Raw genomic sequence first — 21,630 nt, forward strand, 5'->3', positions numbered from 1 at the left:
AGTGGCTGATATTATGCACGTCTTTGCTCGTGAAATTTTGGACTCTCGCGGTAACCCAACCGTTGAGGCTGAGGTTTTCCTCGACGATGGTGCGCACGGCATTGCGGGTGTTCCTTCCGGTGCGTCCACTGGCGCACACGAGGCGCACGAGCTGCGTGACGGTGGCGATCGCTACGGCGGCAAGGGTGTCCAGAAGGCTGTCAAGAACGTCAACGAGGAGATCGCTGACGCACTGGCCGGCATCGAGGCTGACGATCAGCGTCTGCTCGACCAGGCGATGATTGAGCTCGACGGCACGGACAACAAGTCCCGCCTGGGCGCGAACGCAATCCTGGGCGTGTCCATCGCTGCGGCGAAGGCTGCTGCTGAGTCCGCTGGTCTGCCGCTGTACCGCTACATCGGTGGCCCGAACGCTCACATCCTGCCTGTTCCGATGATGAACATCGTCAACGGTGGCGAGCACGCTGACTCCGGCGTTGACGTCCAGGAGTTCATGATTGCTCCGCTGAGCGCTGAGTCCTTCGCTGAGGCTCTGCGCATGGGTGCAGAGGTCTACCACTCCCTGAAGTCCGTCATCAACGCAAAGGGCCTGTCCACCGGCCTTGGCGACGAGGGCGGCTTCGCTCCTTCCGTCGACTCCACCCGCGCAGCGCTTGACCTGATCGTTGAGGCAATCGAGAAGGCTGGCTTCAAGCCTGGCGAGGATGTCGCACTTGCTCTGGACGTTGCTTCCTCCGAGTTCTTCGAGGACGGCGTGTACAAGTTCGAGGGCGGCGAGCACACCGCTGAGGAGATGGCCAAGGTCTACGAGGAGCTCATCGCTGAGTACCCAATCGTCTCCATCGAGGACCCACTACAGGAAGATGACTGGGAGGGCTACGCAAACCTGACCAAGACCATCGGCGACAAGGTCCAGATTGTTGGCGACGACTTCTTCGTCACCAACCCTGAGCGCCTCGCACGCGGCATCAAGGAGCACGCTGCGAACGCGCTGCTGGTGAAGGTCAACCAGATCGGTACCCTGACCGAGACCTTCGACGCTGTGGACATGGCTCACCGCGCTGGCTACCGCACCATGATGTCTCACCGCTCTGGCGAGACCGAGGACACCACCATTGCGGATCTCGCAGTGGCTCTGGGCTGCGGCCAGATCAAGACTGGTGCACCGGCTCGTTCCGAGCGCGTTGCTAAGTACAACCAGCTGCTGCGCATCGAGCAGGAGCTCGGCGACGCCGCTGTCTACGCTGGTCGTTCCGCATTCCCACGCTTCAAGTAATCGCTTGATTCGTACGCACCCCCTGCCCATCGCGTGCTCGCGCGTGGCAGGGGGTGTCGCGTTTTTCCCTGCTGTACACTAATGAGCACTATGAGCACTGGCACGCCCCACGACAAGCACACAGCGAAGCGCCGCAGGAAGCGGCTGGCTCGCACTGTGCCTGTGGCGTCCCGCGAGCAGCGCAAGCAGCAGCTCGCCGAGCAGAAGGCAAACAGGGAGTCGCGCTTCGCCGCCCCCAACTTAGCGACGCTCGCCCTGCTCATCATCGTGCTCATCGCCGTACTCGTGGCAGTAGCAGCCCCACTCCGCAACTTCTACGAGGGCCGCAACGAGATCGCGCGCGCCCAGGCAAACATCGAGCACTTGGAGCGCCGCCAGGCGGACCTTGAGCGCGAAATCGCGAAGTACGAGGACCCCGATTACCTCAACGAGGTTGCCCGCCGCCGCCTCGGCGTGATGGAACCCGGCGAGTCCGCCTGGCGAGTTATCGACCCCCGCATGACCCACGGCACCACGATCACCTCCGACGAGACCCCGGACGACCGCGGCTGGGCCGTCTTCCTCTGGGATTCCCTACGCGAGGTCCCCGAGGATGTCCCCGCCGACGCTCCTGAAGAATCGCCCGCCCCGGCAGAATCGCCTGCTCCCGAAGCGCCCGCGGAAGCACCTGCGGCGCCTGAAGCGCCTGAAGCGCAGTAGCCCGAGCCTAAAAGGTAGCAACAGGATTACTGCAATCCACTTTTTGCGCGCTCCCACCTGGATTATTCCAATCCTTTTACTCCCATTTGGAGAATCACCAGGCTGCCAGCCCCACCCCACCCCGAGCGCTCCCGTTGACCGACTAACAGCGTGCTATTAGCAGCGTGCGATTAAAGGAGTGCGACGCTGGTCGCCGAAAACCGCCAAGCCCGGCCCAAACAGCGCGACCTGCATCGCACGACATCTAGCACACGCTTTTTACGCCCACGCTGGGGTCCAACAAGCGCAATCAAGAACCAGAACTGTGTAGCCTGAAACCAACCCAACGGCTTGCGACAACGAGAGGAGCAGTGGCTGATTGATTACCTCACGCTCCCGAAAAGAAAGAAGCGCTCGAAGCTCACTGAGTTCTTCGGCTGGGTCCTTGGGTTTTAACGTTTAACCAGGCAAGTTAAAGTATTCTCAATTCTGTTGCGCCGTTTTCATTACCAAGATTGAAAGGAGGGAAGCGATGGGGGTTCTGCGTGTTGATATCGAACCGTCTGTGCTGGACTGGGCGCTGCGACGTACAGGACTCAGTGACGAAAAGCTCCGTGCCACGTTTCCCAAGGTAAACGATTGGCGCTCAGGGGAGGAGCGTCCGACGCTCAACCAAGCGAAGGAACTAGCGAAGAAGGCACGAATCCCATTTGGAAGGCTCCTTCTTCAGGCGCCTTCTGGCGAAGAGACTGATGTACCTGATTTTCGTACTGTCAGAAATGAGCGTCTCGATGGGCTGAGTCCTGATCTGCAGGAAGTTATTCACTCCGCCGAGGCGCGCTTGGGGTGGTACTCGGATTACGCGGAGGAAGTTGGAATTCCTGGTCCTGAGATTCTGCGCTCTGCCCAAGATTCCACCAGTTCCATCCTGGCTGCTCGCCAGGCTCGCATCGCGCTGGGGTTTGACGAGGCTTCTGCAATTCCTGGGCCAGAGAGAGTGACGACACTAGCGCATCAGATGGAAGATGTAGGGATTTTAGTATCCCGAAATTCCATTGTCGGAAACTCTACGCAACGTCATTTCAGTATTGATGAGTTCCGCGGATTCACCCTGATTGATGGGGAATTCTGCCTGGTGTTTGTGAATACAAGTGACGCTAAAACTGCGCAGCTCTTCAGTCTCGCCCACGAGTTGGGTCATGTTGCTTTGGGGAAGGCTGGTATTTCTGACCACAGCGATCACCTGCGGGTAGAGCGCTGGTGTAACGAGTTTGCAGCGGCATTCATTGCCCCAGAGACTGCAGTGAAAGAACGGTACAACAAGAAGTGTTCTTTGCTCGACAACGTCACGTCTCTGGCAAGCGTGTTTGGCATCAGTAGGGAAGCGATGCTGTTGCGCTTGAAAGATATTTTCCTGATCGAGCAACAAGAGTTCGACGAAGTTATGCGATTGGTCCGTGTCAGGAAAGAAAAGAAAGCTACACAAGAAGGCAGCGGCGGTCCTTCGTTCCATGTCCTCGTTCGGTCTCGCGTCGGCGAGCGGTTCTTCGAGACGATCACCTTTGCCGCAAAGTCTGGACAGATTCCTGAGAGAGATGCTGCGCGGCTTCTTGGCGCTGCCTCGTATAAGTCCTTTGAGAACCTGGTGAAGAAAAGCGATTGGGCTAGCAGGGAGGCAGAGTACTTAGGAAGCAAATTTCAGCTGATCGGGGATTAGGTTTTAGAAAGCGCAGGCAGGACAGGGTGCGCAGCGAAACCAAAGGGATCGATATTAGAACGTCTTTGCGTATCGATTCGAGTAGACTTTGGTGATATGTGTATCGATGAAGGAAACGAGCAGACAATTACCCGCTTGCTGGATAAGAGTGAGGAGGCGTTTGTTCTTGCTGTCGAACTGTACAATCGACCGAGCTTAAAATACGGTGCGGAAAGTTGTTCGATTTTGTTGTGCAATGCTTGGGAGCTGATGCTGAAAGCTCACATGATCAGAAAGTGGGGCATTGATTCAATTTACTTCAAAGATGATCCTAGTAGGACTCTTGCTCTTTCCGATTGTTTGAAGAGGGTTTTTACGAATGAGAAGGATCCTCTTCGGGTAAACATGAAGAATGTGATGGAGTTTCGTAATACGAACACGCACTTCATTACAGACGAGTACGACTTGTTTTATGGGCCCTTCTTGCAGTCGTGCGTGGAAAACTATGCGGACAAGCTTTGGGAATTGCATAACCGTTCGGTAAGCGAGCTCATCCCAGACAATCGGTTGGCCTTGGCAATGAGAAGAGGTGCAATCGTTCCTGACGTTATTCGGACAAAGTATGACGCTGCAGTTGCGCAGGAACTACTTGCCCGGCGGAAAGATGTTGCGGATGCTATCGGGGCTGAAGGAAATCAGAGGATCGCGGCGACGTACGAGACCTCGTTGAGGCTGGTTAAAAAGAAGAATGATGCAGATTTGAATGTTTACATTCAAAACGGATCGGAGCATGGCATCGCCATCGTCAAGGATGTGAAAGATGCCGTTAGCTTTTATCCTTATACTGCTGGTAACGCGACTAAAAAGATCGATTCTTTGTTAAAGAAAAGAGGCATTACTTTTTGCTTCAATGGTTCAGTGAAAGAGAAGTTTACTACGTATGCTTTCCAACTCTTTACCAAAGCGTACGAGATGAAAGGCGATGAGCGCTTCTCCTACGACCGTAAGACTGCGGGAGAGAAAACGAGCAATTGGATATATTCCGAGGCAGCAGTCGAATTTATCGCGCATCAAGTTGAAAAAGACCCTGGTCACTGTCTTGATCAGTTAAGAAGGAAAATTAATACAAAATAACTGAGCCGCAAATCGCCTTCGAAAAGTAAAACACCAACCCTTGGAGCAAAGGAATTCTCAGGTCGTTTGACCCTACTCCCATTCGGGAACCCAGCTGTATCCTTCTCGGGTTGGTGCTGTGATACACATTCTACGCAACCTTAGTCAGTTAGGCAATGCCCCCATGACTGATTGTGCAAGAAGCAGCTGAAGCCTCAACCCACCTCCGCCGCACCGTTCCACCACCGCCCACCCCGTGTGGAACAATGTTGCTCATGCAACCGACTCAAGAGGATCTCAACATCATTCAGGAGCAGCTCGGCCGCGCGCCTCGCGGTGTGCTGGAAATTTCCTACCACACGCCGGACGGCCAGCCTGCGGTGGTCAAGACTGCACCCAAGCTTGACGACGGCACTCCGTTCCCCACGCTCTACTACCTGACGGACCGCCGTCTCACGGCCGAGGCTTCGCGTTTGGAGGGCGCTCAGGTGATGAAGTGGATGGAGGCCCGCCTGGCCGAGGACGAGGACTTGCAGAAGGATTACCGCCGTGCCCACGAGTACTTTTTGGCGAAGCGCAACGAGATTGAGGACTTGGGTACGGACTTCTCCGGTGGCGGTATGCCGGATCGCGTGAAGTGCCTGCACGTGCTGATTGCGTACGCGTTGGCGGAGGGCCCGGAGCACTTCCGTTTCGGTACGGAGGCTGTGGCGCTCGCTGCTGAGCACGGCAACCTGCGCGGCACCGCGATCCCTGCCGACTGGCCGACGCTCGAAGACCTCGGCATCACGCTCGCGGAGGCGGGGGAGCACCTCGCATGAGCCAGCCGGTAACACTCGCCGCGGTCGACTGCGGCACGAACTCCATTCGCCTCCTGATCACCCGTTTCGGCCCCGAGACGAACACGTTCGAGGAGGTCTGCCGCGACAACATCATCGTGCGCTTGGGGCAGGGCGTGGACGAGACGGGCGCGTTTAACCCGGAGGCGATTGAGCGCACCCGCAAGGCGCTCGCCACCTACACTGAGCGCATGCTCGCCGAGGGTGTGCAGCGTGTGCGCATGGTCGCCACCTCCGCGACTCGCGACGCTTCCAACCGTGACGTCTTCTTCGACATGACCCGCGAGCTGCTCAGCCAGATCCAGCCCGGCGCACAGGCGGAGGTGATCACGGGGGAGGAGGAAGCCCAGCTTTCCTTCATCGGTGCCACGATGGACCTTCCTGCCGACGACGGCCCCTTCTGCGTCATCGACTTAGGCGGCGGCTCTACCGAGTTCGTTGTGGGCAACGGCGACACCATCGAGGGGCGCATCTCCACCCAGATGGGGTGTGTGCGCCTCACGGAGCGTTTCTTGCGCTCGGATCCGCCAGCGCCCGAGGAGCTGCGCGCGGCCCGCGATTACGCGCGCGAGCAGGTCCAGCACGCGGCAGCGGTGGTCAACATGGCGAAGGCACGCACGGTGGTCGGGTGCGCCGGCACCTTTACGACGCTCTCCGCACTCACCCAGCGCCTCCCCGAGTACGACCCAGCCCGCATCCACCTCTCGCGCCTCACCTTCGAGGACCTGCGTGCCACCATCGCGGAGATCCAGGCGTTGAGCGTGCAGGAACGCAAGGACCACCCGGTGATCCACCCCGGGCGTGCCGACGTCATCCCCGCCGGCGCTGCTGTCGTCGAGGAAATATTAAAAGCCGCCGAGGATCTCACTGGTCTTGACTCGATTGTGATCAGTGAGAAAGACATCCTCGACGGCATCGTGGCCTCGTTGGCAAGCCACGAATAGTAACTTTAACGCAAGTAAACGCTAGTCCTCGTCTGGTTCCAGGATTTGGTCTTGGTGCCCCCGCTTACCCCGTAAATCCTTAATCTCGCGCATGCGGGGTTCCGGATCAATCTTGTTCGCAATCGCCTTACGGGTGGAGGTCACCACCTGTTTGGCCACCGGCGAGTTCACTGCCTTCTGTGTGGCGTTGACAATCTGGTGATAGCGCTTGCGTCCGGCTTTCGTGCCGAACACGTACCCGGCGGCTGCTCCGACAACGAATTGAATCATGGGTGCCATAGTACAGAGGATTACGATCTTGCTTCAGTACTGCCACAATTAAGGTTTTAAGAAAGCTAACCGTTATCCTGGAAGCCAAGGCACACGCCGATATTGCGATGACTGTTGGTGCACTCTGTGAGAAGGGAATGAAGTTGGCTCGTATTTTGGTGCTATCGCATTATTGGGCGCCAGAAAATGGGGTCCCACAGCGGAGGTGGACGTGGCTCACTGAGATGCTGCACGAGCAGGGGCATTCCGTCAGTGTCATCGCGCCACCGCCGCATTACAATCGCGTGAATGATTGGGCGGAACGCGCCAAGGACGCAAGAGTGCGCACTCGGCGCCGCATTCGGGGGGTAAACAAAGTCGAGTGGGGTCCATCGGGGGAGCGGATCTTTCGGACACAGTATCTAACTGGTGGCTCCGGGCTGACAGCGAAGGCTTTGAACCAAGGATTTGTTGCGCTCTCGACGCTGTTGAAAGTCGCCAAACAGCGCGATAAGGCGGAGGATGCGACGCCTGATCTTATCATTGGTACGGTTCCTGCGCTGCCTACGGCATTCATTACTCCGCTTGCTGCGAAGCTGCTTGGAGTGCCGTATGTGATTGATCTGCGGGATGCCTGGCCGGACTTGTTGAAGTACTCGAATGACTGGAACTCTGGACTGGGTGAATCTTCGTGGCGGGAACGAATCTTTGGTAAGGGGCCAAAGCAGATTGTGATCGTCATTGTTTCGCACTTGTTGAAGCAGTCGTTGCGCAACGCCGCTGGTGTGATTGTTACCGCCGATGATTTGGGGGAACAGCTCCAGACAAAGCTAGCTCGCAGAGGCGCAGGCGTTCCGGTGAACGTTTGTACCGTGCGAAATGTGTTTCCAGTCAAAAGCGCATATTCAAGGGAACATGCGACCCATGTGCATCATGTGCAGAGCGACCGCCCGTATCTCAATGTGTTGTACGCCGGCACGTTAGGTCGAGCCCAGAAACTTGGCAATGCGATCGAGGCAGCAGAATTAGCCCACCGACAAGGCGTTGATGTGCACTTGAAGCTTATCGGTGCTGGGGTGACCAAAGAAGCTCTACAAAACCAAGCACGGGAACTCGGCGCCGATATCGAAATTTTGCCTAGAACCTCAGCAGATGCGCTCGAGCAGTACTACGCCTGGGCTGATACCGCATTGGTACATCTTGCTGATTGGGCACCACTACAGCGCGCAGTGCCTTCGAAAACGTACGAGCTCATGGAAGCCGGGATCCATATCAGTGGGGCAGTGGAGGGCGAGCCTGCTCGCCTAATCGAACAGCTGCACGCGGGACATACTGTGCCGGCCGAGGATCCACAGGCGCTGGCACAGCTCTGGGTACGGCTGGCACATAACCGGGAGGAATTGGAAGTCCCGAGTAATGCGGCTCAGTGGGTAATTCACGAGCGAGACGTCGCGAGTCCAGCTGCGTTACAGAAGTTTCTCGACGCCCTCTCGAACTAAGGCAGTACCGTGAAATCGTTGCTCAAAGTTTCGTATCTGCGCCAAGTCGTTTTTACTGCGGGATTTATCGCGCAGCAGTGCAGAACTGACGCTGATGCGTTTGCACGCAACGTAGCGCAGCGACTCAAACACGTTCAGTTCGTGGGTCCGGTACTGCAGCATCGTGTGCTTTCGAGCCAAGACGATGATCTAGAGGACACCGCGAAGGCTGCTCGGCATGCCTTCGAATCTGGTAATTTCTCGGAAGCTATCGACGCGCTTGTCGGTAGTCGACGTCACCGGCTGACACGCCAACGCTATGAGTTTGAGCAGGCGAAACTGTACCAGGACATCGAGCCATCCCTGCCGTTGCGTGGAGCGGAGCGCGTGTTTCACTACCTGACAAACTCGTTGCCGCACACGAGCGCGGGATATTCGCTGCGAAGCCACGCTGTGCTGGAATGTATGCAGTCCGCGGGCATTCAGATAGCAGCTGCGACGCGGTACGGGTATCCGAATATTGTTGGAAAGCTAGCTGCCGGTGAGCATGAGCGTGTAGATAGTGTTGATTATTTTCGGATGCTGCCCTTGTGGCCATCGAACTCCTTTTTTACACAGCAAGACCGAGCTGTAAAACAGCTAGTACGGTATGCAGGGAAGTTCGGTGCTGAAGCACTGCACACTACGACGGGATTTGAAAATGCCTTGATCGTCAGCCGCGCAGCAAAGCGGCTCGGCGTCCCGTGGGTGTACGAGATGCGGGGCGCACCGGAACAAACATGGCTTTCTAAGCAGCCAACGGACAAGCGCGAGACAGCGAAGCAATCTGAGTACTATCAAGCGGCACACCGCCAGGAACTCGAGGCGGCTCGTCAGGCAGCTGCAGTGGTGGTACTGAGCGAGATTACAAAACGGTCTCTGATTGAGTACGGAATTAGTGCCGAAAAGATTGTCGTCGCGCCGAATGGTGTGCCCGATGATGCGTTCCAACAGTTTGATTCGAAGCTTGAACTACGCCGGGAGCTTCATCTTCCCGAGGGCAAGACGCTTGTGGGAGCCATCACCGCAGTTGTCGACTACGAAGGCCTGGAGTACTTCCTCGAGGCACTCACAAAGCTCGATGAGTCTTTCTTTGGTGTCGTAGTGGGAGATGGGGTAGCGCTGGAGGGGCTGAAGGAACAGGCTCAAGCGCTAGGCATTGAACAGCGAGTGCGTTTCGTCGGCCGACAGCCTGCGAGCAGCATTCACAAATGGTACGGGGCGCTCGACGTATTCGTAGTGCCGCGCAAGGACACTGTCGTGTGTAGGAACGTGACTCCTATTAAATCGGTGATGGCACAAGCACTCGACATTCCTGTTGTTGCTTCTGATCTACCCGCGCTCCGCGAAGTAACAGGTGGCATAGAAACGTACGTGGAACCGGAGAATACGATGTCGTTGGCGGAGGGAATCCGCGTCGCGGCAAGCCTCGAACATGACGAAAGGCGTACATTATGGGCGCGAACGAGGGCGTGGTCCGCTGTAGCGCAGGAATACGCCGCGCTATACAGGTAGTGAACAAAATAGCGTTGCTACTGCGTGCTTACTAAGCTGTAACAGTTAGGCTTTGAATGACGGAGAGTTGTTGCACCGCCAGTGGAAGGATTGTTGATGAGTCTTGATACGAACAGTGACGAAGAGAATCACCAGCCTTCCAACACTGTCGTTGTAGATACGTCGTCGTTGAAAAAGCTCTCAGCACGGCCGCCTATCGGGCAGTACATTGCTGAGATCTGGCAGCGACGCTACTTCCTGCACGCAGATGCCACCGCGAAGGCGTTTCGCACGCCGCGTGACGTCTGGATGGGCAAAGTCTGGCTTATCATTTCGCCGTTGATTGACGCGATGATGTACGCCGTAATTTTCGGTTTAATCATTCGCACGAGTAACGGTATTCAGAATTTCCCTGGGTATGTGGTGCTTGGGGTCACGGTTTTCCAGATTTTCCAGAAGTACATCACTGACGGTAATGATTTGGTGAAGAAGCAGCAGAATCTGATCAAGTCGTTCATGTTTCCACGTGCGGCGCTGGTGCTTTCGCAGAGCTTGCGGCTTTTCTATTCGACGATGCTACCTGTGGGAGTTGCGACGGTCTTTACCTTGCTAACGCAGATCCATGAGCCGCTGCACTGGACGATCATCTTTCTCATTCCGCTTTTCTTCCTGGCGCACATTTTCGGTACGGGCATCATGTTCATCGTTGCACGTGTCACCGCCTTTTATCCGGACGCAGAAATTATCTTCCGCCTGGGTCAGCGTTTCTGGTTCTACAGTTCCGGTGTGTTCTTCTCCGTTGAACGTTTTGTCCACCAACCGGTGCTGAAAGAAGTCATGGAAAATAATCCTGGGTACCAGTTCCTGATGGCCGCTCGCAATTGCGTCATGTATGGTCAAGTGCCGTCGATGGATCTCTGGGGGCCGATCATTATATGGTCGTTTGCTACCTTCGCGGTTGGATTCCTTTTCTTCTGGAGGGCGGAAGAGCGCTATGTCACAGTCAAATAGCAATGACAGCGCGATGGTTCCGTCGATCGTGCTTCAGAACATCACCATGGACTACCCAGTGAAGTCTGAGGAAAAGCGTTTCGGTTGGGACACAGTTCGCGCACTCGATGGCATCAACCTCGTGATGTATGAAGGTCAGTCGGTTGGATTCTTCGGCCAAAACGGCTCTGGGAAGTCGACCATGATGCGGATCATCGCTGGGGCTGAGCGGCCGTCGAGCGGTGAAGTACGTGTGAAATCTCAACCGACGCTCATGGGCGTGCGTGCTGCGCTGCAGCCTCGCCTGTCGGGTGCAAAGAACATTCGGATCGGCTGCCTTGCAATGGGGATGACGCCTGAAGAAACCGAGGCTGCATTCCCTGGGATCATCGAGCTTGCTGATATCGGAGATGCGATCGACCGACCAATGAACACGTATTCCTCTGGACAGGGAGCACGCCTTGGATTCTCGATTGGACTTGCAACGAACCCCGAAATTCTCATCGTTGATGAGACACTTTCTACTGGCGATGCGGCGTTCGCACAACGCGCAGAAGCCAAAATGCAGTCACTGATCGATAGTGCCGGCACCGTCTTGCTTGTTTCGCATTCACCGAAACAGCTGGAGACAATGTGTGATCGGGGAGTGTGGATTCACGAAGGAAAGATCATTGCTGATGGTGACGTGGAGGGGGTTTCGGCAAAGTACCAAGAGTGGGTCAAGCTGAAGGGGGCGAATGATTTCGCTGCCGCGGACGAAGTTATCGAACAGGTTCGGTTGGGATATTCTAGCCCCAACATTGTTTTTAAGTAGCGGAGAACACGAGTGGGATTGGGAAACATCCGGACAGCGCTTTCGTATGCGCATGATGCGCGCGCGTGGCTGAAGCAAGCTCGCCACGCGGGTACTTGGGTGCATACGAAGGCGGCAAAGGCTCCGATCCTCAGCGTGGTTATCCCTTGTCACAATGCTGCTCGCTGGATTGCAACCTTGGTGCACTCAATTCAGTCCCAGGGCATCGATGAACTAGAAATCTTGGTAGTCGATGATGCATCGACCGATGCTTCCAGAGCTATCTTGAATTCGCTTGCGCTGCTCGACAAGCGGATCAAGATCATCGATGGTGAAGGGCGGGGCCCCGGTGCGGCTCGCAATCTCGCGATACAGCAAGCACAGGGAGAGTTTCTCACTTTCGCCGATGCTGATGACGTCGTGCTTCCAGGTGCGTACTCTTCAATGCTTGATTCGTTGAAAACAACAGGAAGTGACTTTGTCTTTGGTGGGTACGTCCGCCATAAGGGCAGCTCGGTTTCGCGCCCCCAGATTGTTGAGGCGACGCACCGAGAAGACCTACCAAGGGTGACTGCGAAAACATTTCCTCAGGTGTTTGAGGAACCAGTGCTGTGGAACAAGATTTTCCGCACCGACTTCTGGAATACACGCGTCGGACCAATTCCCGAGGATGTGAATTATGAGGACCAACCTCCAGTGCTGCGAGCGATCTGTGCAGCAACTTCATTTGATGTGCTGAAGCGGGATGTGTATTCGTGGAGGATGTCTGAAGTAGGTACATCACGCTCTAACGCCAAGGCTTCTCTCCAAGATATTGAGGATAGAGCGATTGTTACTCGGCAAATGTGGGTTGAGGCTTTTCAGCTAGGAGCGCCTGGTGAGCTCCTAGAGTTCATGTTGGAGCGGTTTATCGCACGGGACATGTATTTGTTCGCTGTTCATCTGCCACACAAAGCTCCTGGGGATCCGTACAGAGAAGTCATGCGAAACTTAACCAGCGAGATGGATGGGTGGTCCCGGGACTTTTCCGGAGTGTTTAGTCGAATCCCCATACAGCGGCGCACACTGTTCTGGGCTTTGGCTCACGGAACGGATGCGGATGTCATTGAAGAGTTAGGTTTGCGTCTGGATCTCAAACACAGGTATGCATTCGGTCCAGATGGGGCATTACTTTCATCCTGTACTCCAGACATTGAGGGTCTTCCTAAGGAATTGCTCCAGGCAGAACCGATAGATGTACCGGTACATGCTGTAGTCCAAGAATTGCGCTGGACAGGGCCATACGACGTGTCGGTTCAGATCAGAGCTTTCATGGCGGGTGTTGACAGCGCGGAAACAGAGATTGCCATTTATGCGCTCGAAAACAAAGGAGAGTTACCTCCCGTTCCGCGGATTGAGGATTTGGACGGAGCGATACGACTGGATACTCGGCGAACTGCCGATACCCGTAACAATGCTGAAACCCAAGACCCTTGGTTTGATCGGGAACGCGATTCGTTTGAGTTTTCTCTAGATCTTCGGCAGCACCAACATCTTGGAATCGTAGTGGTTGCCCGATGGAATGGAATTGTTTCAATTGATTATGTAAAGCAGAGTAGAGAACCAGCTACAAGGGGCGCTGGACCAGTTGGAAACCAAGAACGGTGGTATGTCCAGTCTGAGCGTGCACCCGGAGGACCACGATTTGAACTGTGTCGTCGCCAAGTACAACCTGATGCACTGCTGCTTAAGAAGTGGCGTGTAAGTCTTTTAGCGCTTCATGGGGCGACCACAGGCTTCGGGACTGCTAGTTCGGAAGCGACTGATTTTGTACGTTTTTTGAGACCAATCGGTTATCGTGCCCTGTTGGGGTGGTCGAAAAGGACGCCATTACAGATTGGAGGGCGGACTACTGAGTATGTATCTATACCCGAAGACAAAGCAGATGACTTTACCGGCACTGTTATTCGCTCGACGCCGGATGGGCATGCATACATTGATCAGAAACTAATCCGAGTCGTTGCTGATTCTGCAAGTCTGCATGATGGAGTATTGATAGTTGAAGGTCGGTGCACTCCAACTTCAATAAAACCCACTATTTGGCTTCGCTCGTCTCGAGACGTACTTCTGGGAACGACAACTTGGAAACATAATAAATTCAGGACTCAATTCAAGGTACAAGATGCCCGGGATCGAGCATATTTTCTCAGGTTTTCACTCGTACCGAAAAATCGATCGTCACGTTTCGCTATCGAAGCAGGCGAATTGAGAAGCAACACATTCCTGAATGGTTCTGTGCGCTCAATACGTATCGAACCACGCGAGAATGGTACTACAGCGGTCTACTTTCTCCCTCCGACTACGCTTGCGCATTCAACATCATGGGAAACGTATCAAGGCATTCCAGAACAAACTAAGCCATTGTTGGCCGGACTATTCTTCGAATCATTCAGCGGGAAAAACACTGCCGATAATCCGGGCGCTATATGCGAATACCTGCTTTCCGTGAATTCTGACTTTCCGATTTGGGTGTCCGTACGCGATGACAGGGTTGTGGTCCCCGACGGCGCTATTCCTGTGATCACTGGCAGTGATGCGTGGTACGACAAACTTACTCGAGCCAAAGTTATTGTCGGAAACGACAACTTCCCACTGTGGTTTCGGAAGCGACCGGGTCAGTATTGGTTGCAAACGTGGCATGGTTGGCCTATCAAGCGGCTGCTCTTTGACGCACACCCTAATTTTGTTGGTCTTTCATATAGGCGTTTGATGAAGCGCCAGGCAAGTGACTGGGACTTGTTGCTTGCACAGTCCGCTGAAGCAGCTCAACGAATTGCAGGTTCTGCGTATTACACAGGCCCGGTACTGAAAGGAGAGTACCCGAGGAACCTTGCTCTAGCTCGGGCGATGCAAAAAACAGCAAGCATCAAGGCGAAGCTGGGGATTCCTCCGGGCAAGCGAGTGATTTTATGGGCTCCTACATGGCGTTATTTAGGTGAGGATTTAGCTTTTCCAGCGGATAGGATTGCGAAAGATAATGATGCGGTAGTGCTTGTTCGTGGCCATCATATGAAGGCAGTGCACAAAAAGGGCGAGAACGTGAAAAATGTCAGCTCCTACCCGTGTGTGGAGGAGCTTCTTGCCATTGCAGATCTACTAGTTTCGGACTACTCTTCAATCTTCTTTGACTACGCGCTCACTGGTAAGCCATCGATTGTGTATGCACCGGATTTAGAGGCGTACAAGACTCAAGAGCGCGGGTTCTATAGCGATTGGCCTTATGACTCTGGGCGACCAGTTGCACTCACCACCAAGGAGCTTGAATCAGAAATTGCGATGGTGCTGAGGCAAACCACGCAGTTCAAATCTGATGAATCAGCTCAGCAAGCTGCGATTCAAAAATCTGTGCTTGAGAATCTTGAGCAGATAGAAACCTGGATAATTCAAATGTTGAAGTCCTAGGCTTCTACATGCGCTTCATTCAAACCAAATGATCGAACTTCACCTTGGGCGATGAACTCTGCATCGGAGAGTTTCCAAGTGTGGTTGTTGCCACGCACCTGGATGAAGTTAAACCGGTCTGTGGAGTAGATGTGTCCATTGGCTGCGAGTATCGACTTGAGGAAGGCAGTATCCTCCCCGGTGGTTCTATCTTCAAATGGGTGTTGCTCAAAAGTTTCGCGCGGTCCGAACAGCGTTGGGCCTGCAACGAAATTGGTCCACAAGTGTTCTTGGTCAGGTCGACGTAGAACCAGGACATTTGATCCTTCTACAAAGGCATATGCTGCTTGTTTCCCAACGAGATTAGCGCCGCTGTACATCACTGCATTGCGCATGTCCTCGAGGTAGTGCGGCAGGTAATAGTCGTCGTCGTCGAACTTAGCTATGAAGTCTCCGCTCGACTGAGAAACTGCAGTATTCAAGCAGCTGCCGAGCGACCAAGCTTGAGGCGCTTCCAACATTGTCACTGTGGAAGGGTCGATGCCTAGGTCGAGGCATAGTTCGTGTAGCTGCGCCTGCTTCAGTTCATAGCCATGTGTTATGAGGATGAGTTCTCGCTCTTGTATTGACTGCCGTGCGAATTGGGCCAGGGCATGGATCACATTCTTTGGCCGGTTGGATGAACAAATGACTGATACGAGGCCGGACGACCGAGAGGGAGTTTGAAGCCCAATTGCAGTGAAAAGCTGCTCTGCACGGTGACGATAACAGTGCTGGTTCCAGATGGTTCGTTGGGCACGGTGTACCATTTTTTCGCGGTACTCGGGAGAATTAATTAGTGTAGTGATTGTTGCAGTAGCTTCTTCCACAGACTGCACCTCTGCCAAAGCATCGGGAGAGAAAAAATTCGTTGTTGCTGGGCTCGGGGTAGTGACGACTGCGGCACCACTAGCTGGAAGCTCAAACAACCGCCGGGCACACATCGAAGGGCTAGTGACCACTGAGTTCACGTTCAAGAACACTTTGTGTTCCTTGTTCGCGGAGAGCATTCGCTCCGGTGGCAAGCTCCCTACGATGTATCGGCGCATCTGTTTCGGGAAACGGTACCGTTTGTCCACGTTTCCAAGCCGAGAGAAGATGCAGAAGTTGAACCCGTTCTTTGACGCCGCGGTGGCAGCTGCCTCAAGGAGGAGATCGAGCTGTTGGCGGCGCTCCGGATATTTGTGATTGAAGTAAGTTCCCGCAAAAGCAATATCACCACGTTGCCAACGCTTATCCCGGATACCTGGCATATTTGGCTGGTTACGAGCAGGGTTATGAATTGCAGGTTGAGCAGCAAACGGCATGACTCCTACGACAGCATCCGGCGCGATCTCACGGTACCGTTCAACCATGTCCGAATCGGTGGTGAAGATGTAATCGAACAGCGACGCGGTGGTAATGAAGTCATCAAAATGTGCAGGGTCCTCTTTGTTCCAGAAGACGGTGGGAACGTTATTCTCTTTGCACCAGTCCAGCATTTCACTCAGAGCTGGATCTGCTGAATCAGTCTTGTTTAGTCTGCTTCGCCACGCGCCACTGTTGCCGGCGTGGGCAGATTCCACAAATAGAAAATCGATGCTAGTGCCTTCAAACACTTGCTGCCAATTGTCTGGTGTTGGGTTGACTACTTGGAACTCGCTACGCCAGCAGAACAACGAGAAGTCATCGAGTATCACTGCAACCGTGACTCCACTAGGGGTCGCAGGAATCAAGCACCGAAGCACAGGGCTTTGTTTTGGGTCGAATTTTTGTGGTTGGAGCAATGAATCAATTACGCAGCGCGGCAATTTGGGTGTTACAAATCGTGGCAGGTTGCTGCTCTGATTACCGATCTCTTCAATAATCTTGGCCCGAACGTAATCCGTGTTCCCACGTCTAATTTGCTCACTGGCAGTATGGAGCCGTTTTAGCTGTGTGCGTAGGGAGTTGCTCAAATTCATTTTCACTATTTGTCTTCATTGCGAGGGCGGACGTTAATCCTTGAGTCTTTTCAAAGTCTTGGCAATAGAATAATGCATAGCGATTGATTCATTCAGGAATGTTTGGTTGGCCTGTAGAACAGCGGAATCGTTTTCCGAGTGAACAGGCATCCATCTTCCTAATCTATCCATGAATCCGGTGTTATACTTTCAGTTGAACTTGGGGGCAAGCGCTTTCAAAGCACTAAGTAAAATCGCGGGTTCGAGTCGTTTTACGTAATGGCACCTGTCCCGGACCGATCACTTTCTAAAAACCACCAGGATTGAGTAGCCTATACCTCGTCGATATTACGTCTGGTCAGGAAAAGACGTAATATTCGTAGAGATACAAACTAATTGCCTGTCGAGTTAAGAGGTGCACCTTGCGTCGAGTTATTACCTACGGGACATTTGATCTTTTGCATTATGGCCACATTGAGTTGCTTAAGCGGGCGAAGGCTCTAGGAGATTATCTGATTGTCGCTTTATCCGCTGACGAGTTTAACGCACTTAAAGGGAAGAGAGCATATTTTTCCTATAGCGACCGTAAAAGGATGCTAGAGGCTATCCGCTATGTCGATATGGTCATTCCTGAAGAATCATGGGAACAGAAACCGCAAGATATTGAAAGATATGACGTCGACGTCTTTGTGATGGGTGACGATTGGGAAGGGAAGTTTGACCAGCAACTCGGCTCACTTTGTGAGATCGTTTATTTGAAGCGAACTCCCGAAATCTCAACAACCCAAATCAAGACTGATTTGACCAAATAGTTTGCGCCTCTGCGAGATTTCCCATAACTTTCATTGAAAGGAATGACATGAAGCAACCAGTCCCTGTCGAACTCAAAAAAGTGGCCAAGAAAGCGCTTGTAAACGTTGTAGACAGGATTCCAACAGCGCAATTGGTGGAACTTGCCAAATCGAATCGCATGCCGCAAGGACAGTTGCTTAATCTCGCTAAGGTGCTTTCCAAGAGTGGGGATGAAGTTTCTGCTCGCAGGCTGATGGAATCCAACCTAGCGTTAACAAGCTCAAAAGAAGCTTATACGTACACGGCGTATCTGCAATCAAAACAAAAAGACTATGTTGCTGCTACTGCTACGTTGGCAAAAGCTTTGGAAATTGGGGAACTCAAAGATAATCCTGAGATTAACTATCAGCTGGCGAGAAATGCCAAGCTCTTGGGAGACTATAAGACTGCCAAGAAGTTTTCCGCTCGTGCCGTCGCGTTAGAGAGCGGTAATACACGGTATTGGCAGGGGCTCTTGGACGCTAACTCTCAGGAACCTGTTTGGCGGCGCTTGGAAATCCTGGAGGAAGGGTACTCCGAGGGGATTAAGACTGATAAGTGGCTCACTCAGTTAGCAGACTATCGTATGCGGATGCAGCGCTTCCCTGAAGCTGTAGAGTTACTTACCACACTGAATTCTGAGAAACCTACCGAGTCTACGACACTGAAATTAGCTGAAGCTTTATTCCATACTGAAGGCGTTGCTTCTGCAGAGCAGTGTATCCAGAAAAACGCTAGTGTGTTGGGGGCGGGAGCCAAGGAGAAAGGCCTCGAAAGCGTTCTGCTTCGAAAAGGTGCATGGAAGAACGTTGCTCAAACAAAAATGCACCGGTTGACAGCAAAAAGTGCTAGCAACGATTACCATGCGGCCGGATTTGCGTTGATGCGAAGCTACCGTTTTGAGGATGCAAAATTTTATTTGAGAAAGGCCATTGCGGACGCAGAATCCAAGCCGATTTGGATGTATCATTTGGGTTTCTGCGAGGAAAAACTAGCCAACTTCGAAGCTGCGTTGAACGCATACCTGACAGCATACCTGATGTCTGATGCTCCCTATCATCTGTATCGTGCACTATACGTCGAACGATTCGTTGTGGGGGAAACTCGAGCGACAGAGCAATTATCGATTTATTTAAGAAATCGCTATGACCAGAAATTTGTTAGTGATGTTCCTGAACGGTTGGCAGACCCAGAGATCATTCGATACGCAAAGCTGAACCGTTACAGGGATGTTGTCCGAGCTGAGGCCAAGCGACTGATCGCAACTAGTGAATTAGGTGCTGCTGGTGAACACCTTGAATGGCTTGTCAATACAGCGTCGATGCTTGAGCCCGAGGATTACCGGCTGCTTGCATACATTTCTGTTTTAGAGGGTGAACTAGATGTGGCGCGAGAATACTACCTTGGGACCCGTGATTTTCGCTCAGCACATGGTCTAGACACCTCAAAATATGGCCAACGACGGGATTATATCCCCATGGTTTATACAGAGCTAAGCCAGGAGTTGCCTGTAGATGAGACGAAGGTCCTCTACGAAAGCAATCATGGCGGGAAAATCACTTGTAACATTTATCCGCTGCTTCGTCAGAACCTTTCTACTGAACGAGGGAAAAGCCAAATGCATGTAGTTGTTTTAAACTCAGGTGGCTCGCTTCCGGATGAATTTAAGGGTTACGATAATGTAGTCACGGTTGAGCGGGATAAGTATAGTTATGCGCTTCATCTGGCTACCGCAGGTTGGCTAATCAACAATAATACCTTTGCCCCGTATTTTATAAGGCGGCCAGAGCAGAAGTACCTGAATACCTGGCATGGGACGCCATTGAAAACTCTAGGAAAAGACATTCGGTCTGGCCTCATGGACCATAAAAATGCAGCCCGGAATTTTCTTCAGGCGACCCACATGCTTTTCCCGAATGAACATACTCGCCATGTACTATTGAACCGTTACGATGTTGAAGGAATCTTCGCTGGGAAGGCAGCGATCACGGGATACCCCCGCATCGACCTCACTTTGGATCCAGACAAATGGTGCAACGACTCCAGTAAATTTGATCTTGGTTCTGGGGGAAAACCAACAGTGCTGTATGCTCCAACGTGGAGGGGAACGCTAGCCGAAAAGAAATTCGATACTCGAAAGTTAATGCAAGATCTTGCTCGCTTATCTGAGCTTGATGCAACCATCTTGTTTCGACCGCACCCTCTGATGGAAGATCAGATCAGAGATCTCGATCTACCTGTCAGAATTGTGCCGGAAAGTATAGATACCAATTTCCTACTGGGGTTCACGGACGTCCTAGTCACTGACTATTCGTCAGTTTTCTTCGACTTCTATTCGACGGGTCGACCTGTGCTGTTGTATGCATATGACCAGGATGAGTACTTTGCTGAGCGCGGTGCTTATTTCAACATGGCAGATTTACCGGGGATTTTAGTCCAAAATATTGATTCGCTCATTCTTGAGATCCAGAGAATTCTTGAGGCGGAAGAATTCACTGTCCGAGAAGGAGAACTTGCACGATCCGACTTTTCCCCGCTCGATGACGGTATGGCGACCCACAGGGCGTTGGAGTTTTTCTTTAACGATAACGATGAGTGGACGGTGCCAGTATCGTGTACCAATAGCAAAGAGATTCTCTTTTTCCAAGGATCCTTTATCCCTAATGGGATAACGAGTTCTTTCCTCAATCTCAGCCAAACGCTTGCGGAGAATAGTCAAATTCGCCAAACTGTCGTCTTGCAGCCTGAGGCAGTCTGGAATCATGAGGATCGATTTGAAAAATTTGAGCAGCTGGACGATTCAGTTCGCGCTATTGGCCGAGTCGGTGGGATGGCCCAAACTCCAGAGGAAGAGTGGCTAATTAGCCAGTTTAATAAGAACTTTGAATTTTCGTCTCAAATGCACCGTGACATTTACTTACATGCGTTTAGACGCGAGTTTAGGCGAATGTTCGGCGACGCAAAGTTCGACCGAGTTGTTTGCTTTGAGGGGTATGCACGTTTCTGGGCAGCTTTGCTTGCTGCAGCTCCCGTCAGTCAAGACCATAAGTTGATTTACCTACACAGCGATATGGAGAGAGAGCGTGAACATCGCTTTGCGTATTTGTCTGCGATTTTTGCACTGTACTCCCACTACGGAAAGCTTGCATCTGTAAGCCCTTCGGTTAATGACCTGAACTGTACAGAACTTGCAGTAGAGCGACAATTTGCCAAGCCGTCGCAGTTTGTTACCGTGCAAAATGCCATCGACGCCGACAGCATCCGCGAGAAAGCTAACCTGATTCCTGACGTAGAACTTGATATTCCTGCGGATGCAACAGTTTTTGTGACCGCAGGCCGACTCACAAGAGAAAAAGGTCATGATTTGTTGATCGACGCTTTTTGTCAAATAGCTGACTCGTGCGAAAAATCATACTTAGTTATTATCGGTGATGGTCCGTTAATGGAAGAATACCGTATTAAGGTCGCCAGAGCTGGGCTGCAAGATCGAATTTTATTGCCTGGTTATCTCGAAAACCCACTTGCCTTGGTGACAAAATATGATTGCTACGTGTTTCCTTCGCGCTACGAGGGCCAAGGCCTAGCCCTCGTGGAAGGCCTTGTGTTAGGGCTTCCTGCAATCGGGTGCAACGTTGTGGGGGTTAAATCGGTATTGGCTCACGGAGGTGGTAAATTAGTAGAACTCTCTGCATCAGGGCTGGCCGAAGCTATGGCTGCGTTTGTTAAAGGCGACGACTGGGATGTAAAGGCCTTTTCTGCGGAAGACTATCAAGCCACAGCTACCAATCAATTCGCATCTGCCCTCGATCTATAACGCTGGAAGGGGAAA

General features: G+C 52.8%; 15 protein-coding genes. 13 read left to right on the forward strand and 2 right to left on the reverse strand.

Going from position 1 to position 21,630, the window contains the following annotated elements:
* Position 1 precedes the first annotated feature (1 nt).
* The 6 genes from eno to KBX14_RS07965 all read left to right on the forward strand — a co-directional run bounded on the left by eno (position 2) and on the right by KBX14_RS07965 (position 6,546).
* Positions 2-1,276: a phosphopyruvate hydratase gene (eno, locus tag KBX14_RS07940; RefSeq protein WP_256008006.1), complete on the forward strand. Its 1,275-nt coding sequence runs from the start codon at positions 2-4 to the stop codon at positions 1,274-1,276.
* Between the two features lie 90 nt (positions 1,277-1,366).
* On the forward strand, positions 1,367-1,975 hold the full coding sequence (locus tag KBX14_RS07945) for a septum formation initiator family protein (RefSeq protein ID WP_256042254.1): 609 nt from the start codon (positions 1,367-1,369) through the stop codon (positions 1,973-1,975).
* A 511-nt stretch (positions 1,976-2,486) separates the two neighbouring features.
* Positions 2,487-3,671 carry an ImmA/IrrE family metallo-endopeptidase gene (locus tag KBX14_RS07950; RefSeq protein WP_256042255.1) on the forward strand — a complete coding sequence of 395 codons (1,185 nt, stop codon included), beginning with the start codon at positions 2,487-2,489 and terminating at the stop codon, positions 3,669-3,671.
* A gap of 96 nt (positions 3,672-3,767) precedes the next feature.
* Positions 3,768-4,784, forward strand: a complete 1,017-nt coding sequence (locus tag KBX14_RS07955) for a DUF3644 domain-containing protein (RefSeq protein WP_070362111.1) — start codon at positions 3,768-3,770, stop codon at positions 4,782-4,784.
* 254 nt (positions 4,785-5,038) lie between these two features.
* Positions 5,039-5,584, forward strand: a complete 546-nt coding sequence (locus tag KBX14_RS07960; RefSeq protein WP_256042256.1) for a DUF501 domain-containing protein — start codon at positions 5,039-5,041, stop codon at positions 5,582-5,584.
* Positions 5,581-6,546, forward strand: coding sequence for a Ppx/GppA phosphatase family protein (locus KBX14_RS07965; protein WP_256042257.1), 966 nt, complete (start codon positions 5,581-5,583; stop codon positions 6,544-6,546). Before KBX14_RS07960 ends, KBX14_RS07965 begins: the two co-directional genes overlap by 4 nt.
* A 21-nt stretch (positions 6,547-6,567) precedes the next feature.
* Here KBX14_RS07965 and KBX14_RS07970 read toward each other — a convergent pair whose 3' ends face one another.
* Entirely contained in the window at positions 6,568-6,816 is a 249-nt protein-coding gene (locus KBX14_RS07970; RefSeq protein ID WP_070363455.1) for a hypothetical protein, read from the reverse strand.
* A 137-nt stretch (positions 6,817-6,953) separates the two neighbouring features.
* On the opposite strand from KBX14_RS07970, the gene KBX14_RS07975 reads away from it, so the two are divergent.
* The 5 genes from KBX14_RS07975 to KBX14_RS07995 all read left to right on the forward strand — a co-directional run bounded on the left by KBX14_RS07975 (position 6,954) and on the right by KBX14_RS07995 (position 15,030).
* Positions 6,954-8,294: a glycosyltransferase family 4 protein gene (locus tag KBX14_RS07975; protein WP_256042258.1), complete on the forward strand. Its 1,341-nt coding sequence runs from the start codon at positions 6,954-6,956 to the stop codon at positions 8,292-8,294.
* 9 nt (positions 8,295-8,303) lie between these two features.
* Positions 8,304-9,827, forward strand: a complete 1,524-nt coding sequence (locus KBX14_RS07980) for a glycosyltransferase family 4 protein (RefSeq protein ID WP_256042259.1) — start codon at positions 8,304-8,306, stop codon at positions 9,825-9,827.
* 96 nt (positions 9,828-9,923) lie between these two features.
* Positions 9,924-10,817: an ABC transporter permease gene (locus KBX14_RS07985; protein ID WP_256042260.1), complete on the forward strand. Its 894-nt coding sequence runs from the start codon at positions 9,924-9,926 to the stop codon at positions 10,815-10,817.
* Entirely contained in the window at positions 10,801-11,610 is an 810-nt protein-coding gene (locus KBX14_RS07990; RefSeq protein ID WP_256042261.1) for an ABC transporter ATP-binding protein, read from the forward strand. Before KBX14_RS07985 ends, KBX14_RS07990 begins: the two co-directional genes overlap by 17 nt.
* A gap of 12 nt (positions 11,611-11,622) precedes the next feature.
* Complete coding sequence (locus KBX14_RS07995; RefSeq protein WP_256042262.1) at positions 11,623-15,030, forward strand: CDP-glycerol glycerophosphotransferase family protein; 3,408 nt, start codon at positions 11,623-11,625, stop codon at positions 15,028-15,030.
* Here KBX14_RS07995 and KBX14_RS08000 read toward each other — a convergent pair.
* A complete protein-coding gene (locus KBX14_RS08000; protein WP_256042283.1) occupies positions 15,027-16,991 on the reverse strand; it encodes a glycosyltransferase in 1,965 nt (654 codons plus the stop codon). The genes KBX14_RS07995 and KBX14_RS08000 overlap by 4 nt on opposite strands.
* 401 nt (positions 16,992-17,392) lie before the next feature.
* Here KBX14_RS08000 and tagD point away from each other — a divergent pair, with 401 nt between their 5' ends.
* On the forward strand, positions 17,393-17,782 hold the full coding sequence (gene tagD / locus KBX14_RS08005; protein WP_256042263.1) for a glycerol-3-phosphate cytidylyltransferase: 390 nt from the start codon (positions 17,393-17,395) through the stop codon (positions 17,780-17,782).
* Positions 17,783-17,829: 47 nt separating this feature from the next.
* A complete protein-coding gene (locus KBX14_RS08010; RefSeq protein WP_256042264.1) occupies positions 17,830-21,615 on the forward strand; it encodes a glycosyltransferase in 3,786 nt (1,261 codons plus the stop codon).
* Positions 21,616-21,630: the final 15 nt, after the last annotated feature.

Source organism: Corynebacterium sp. CCUG 61414 (assembly GCF_024453945.1).
Taxonomy (GTDB): Bacteria; Actinomycetota; Actinomycetes; order Mycobacteriales; family Mycobacteriaceae; genus Corynebacterium; species Corynebacterium pseudogenitalium.

Coding starts and splice junctions, on each gene's coding strand:
- KBX14_RS07945 (WP_256042254.1), top strand. CDS start 1,367: ATGAGCACTGGCACGCCCCACGACAAGCACACAGCGAAGCGCCGCAGG.
- KBX14_RS07950 (WP_256042255.1), top strand. CDS start 2,487: ATGGGGGTTCTGCGTGTTGATATCGAACCGTCTGTGCTGGACTGGGCG.
- KBX14_RS07955 (WP_070362111.1), top strand. CDS start 3,768: ATGTGTATCGATGAAGGAAACGAGCAGACAATTACCCGCTTGCTGGAT.
- KBX14_RS07960 (WP_256042256.1), top strand. CDS start 5,039: ATGCAACCGACTCAAGAGGATCTCAACATCATTCAGGAGCAGCTCGGC.
- KBX14_RS07965 (WP_256042257.1), top strand. CDS start 5,581: ATGAGCCAGCCGGTAACACTCGCCGCGGTCGACTGCGGCACGAACTCC.
- KBX14_RS07970 (WP_070363455.1), bottom strand. CDS start 6,816: ATGATTCAATTCGTTGTCGGAGCAGCCGCCGGGTACGTGTTCGGCACG.
- KBX14_RS07975 (WP_256042258.1), top strand. CDS start 6,954: ATGAAGTTGGCTCGTATTTTGGTGCTATCGCATTATTGGGCGCCAGAA.
- KBX14_RS07985 (WP_256042260.1), top strand. CDS start 9,924: ATGAGTCTTGATACGAACAGTGACGAAGAGAATCACCAGCCTTCCAAC.
- KBX14_RS07990 (WP_256042261.1), top strand. CDS start 10,801: ATGTCACAGTCAAATAGCAATGACAGCGCGATGGTTCCGTCGATCGTG.
- KBX14_RS08000 (WP_256042283.1), bottom strand. CDS start 16,991: ATGAATTTGAGCAACTCCCTACGCACACAGCTAAAACGGCTCCATACT.
- KBX14_RS08010 (WP_256042264.1), top strand. CDS start 17,830: ATGAAGCAACCAGTCCCTGTCGAACTCAAAAAAGTGGCCAAGAAAGCG.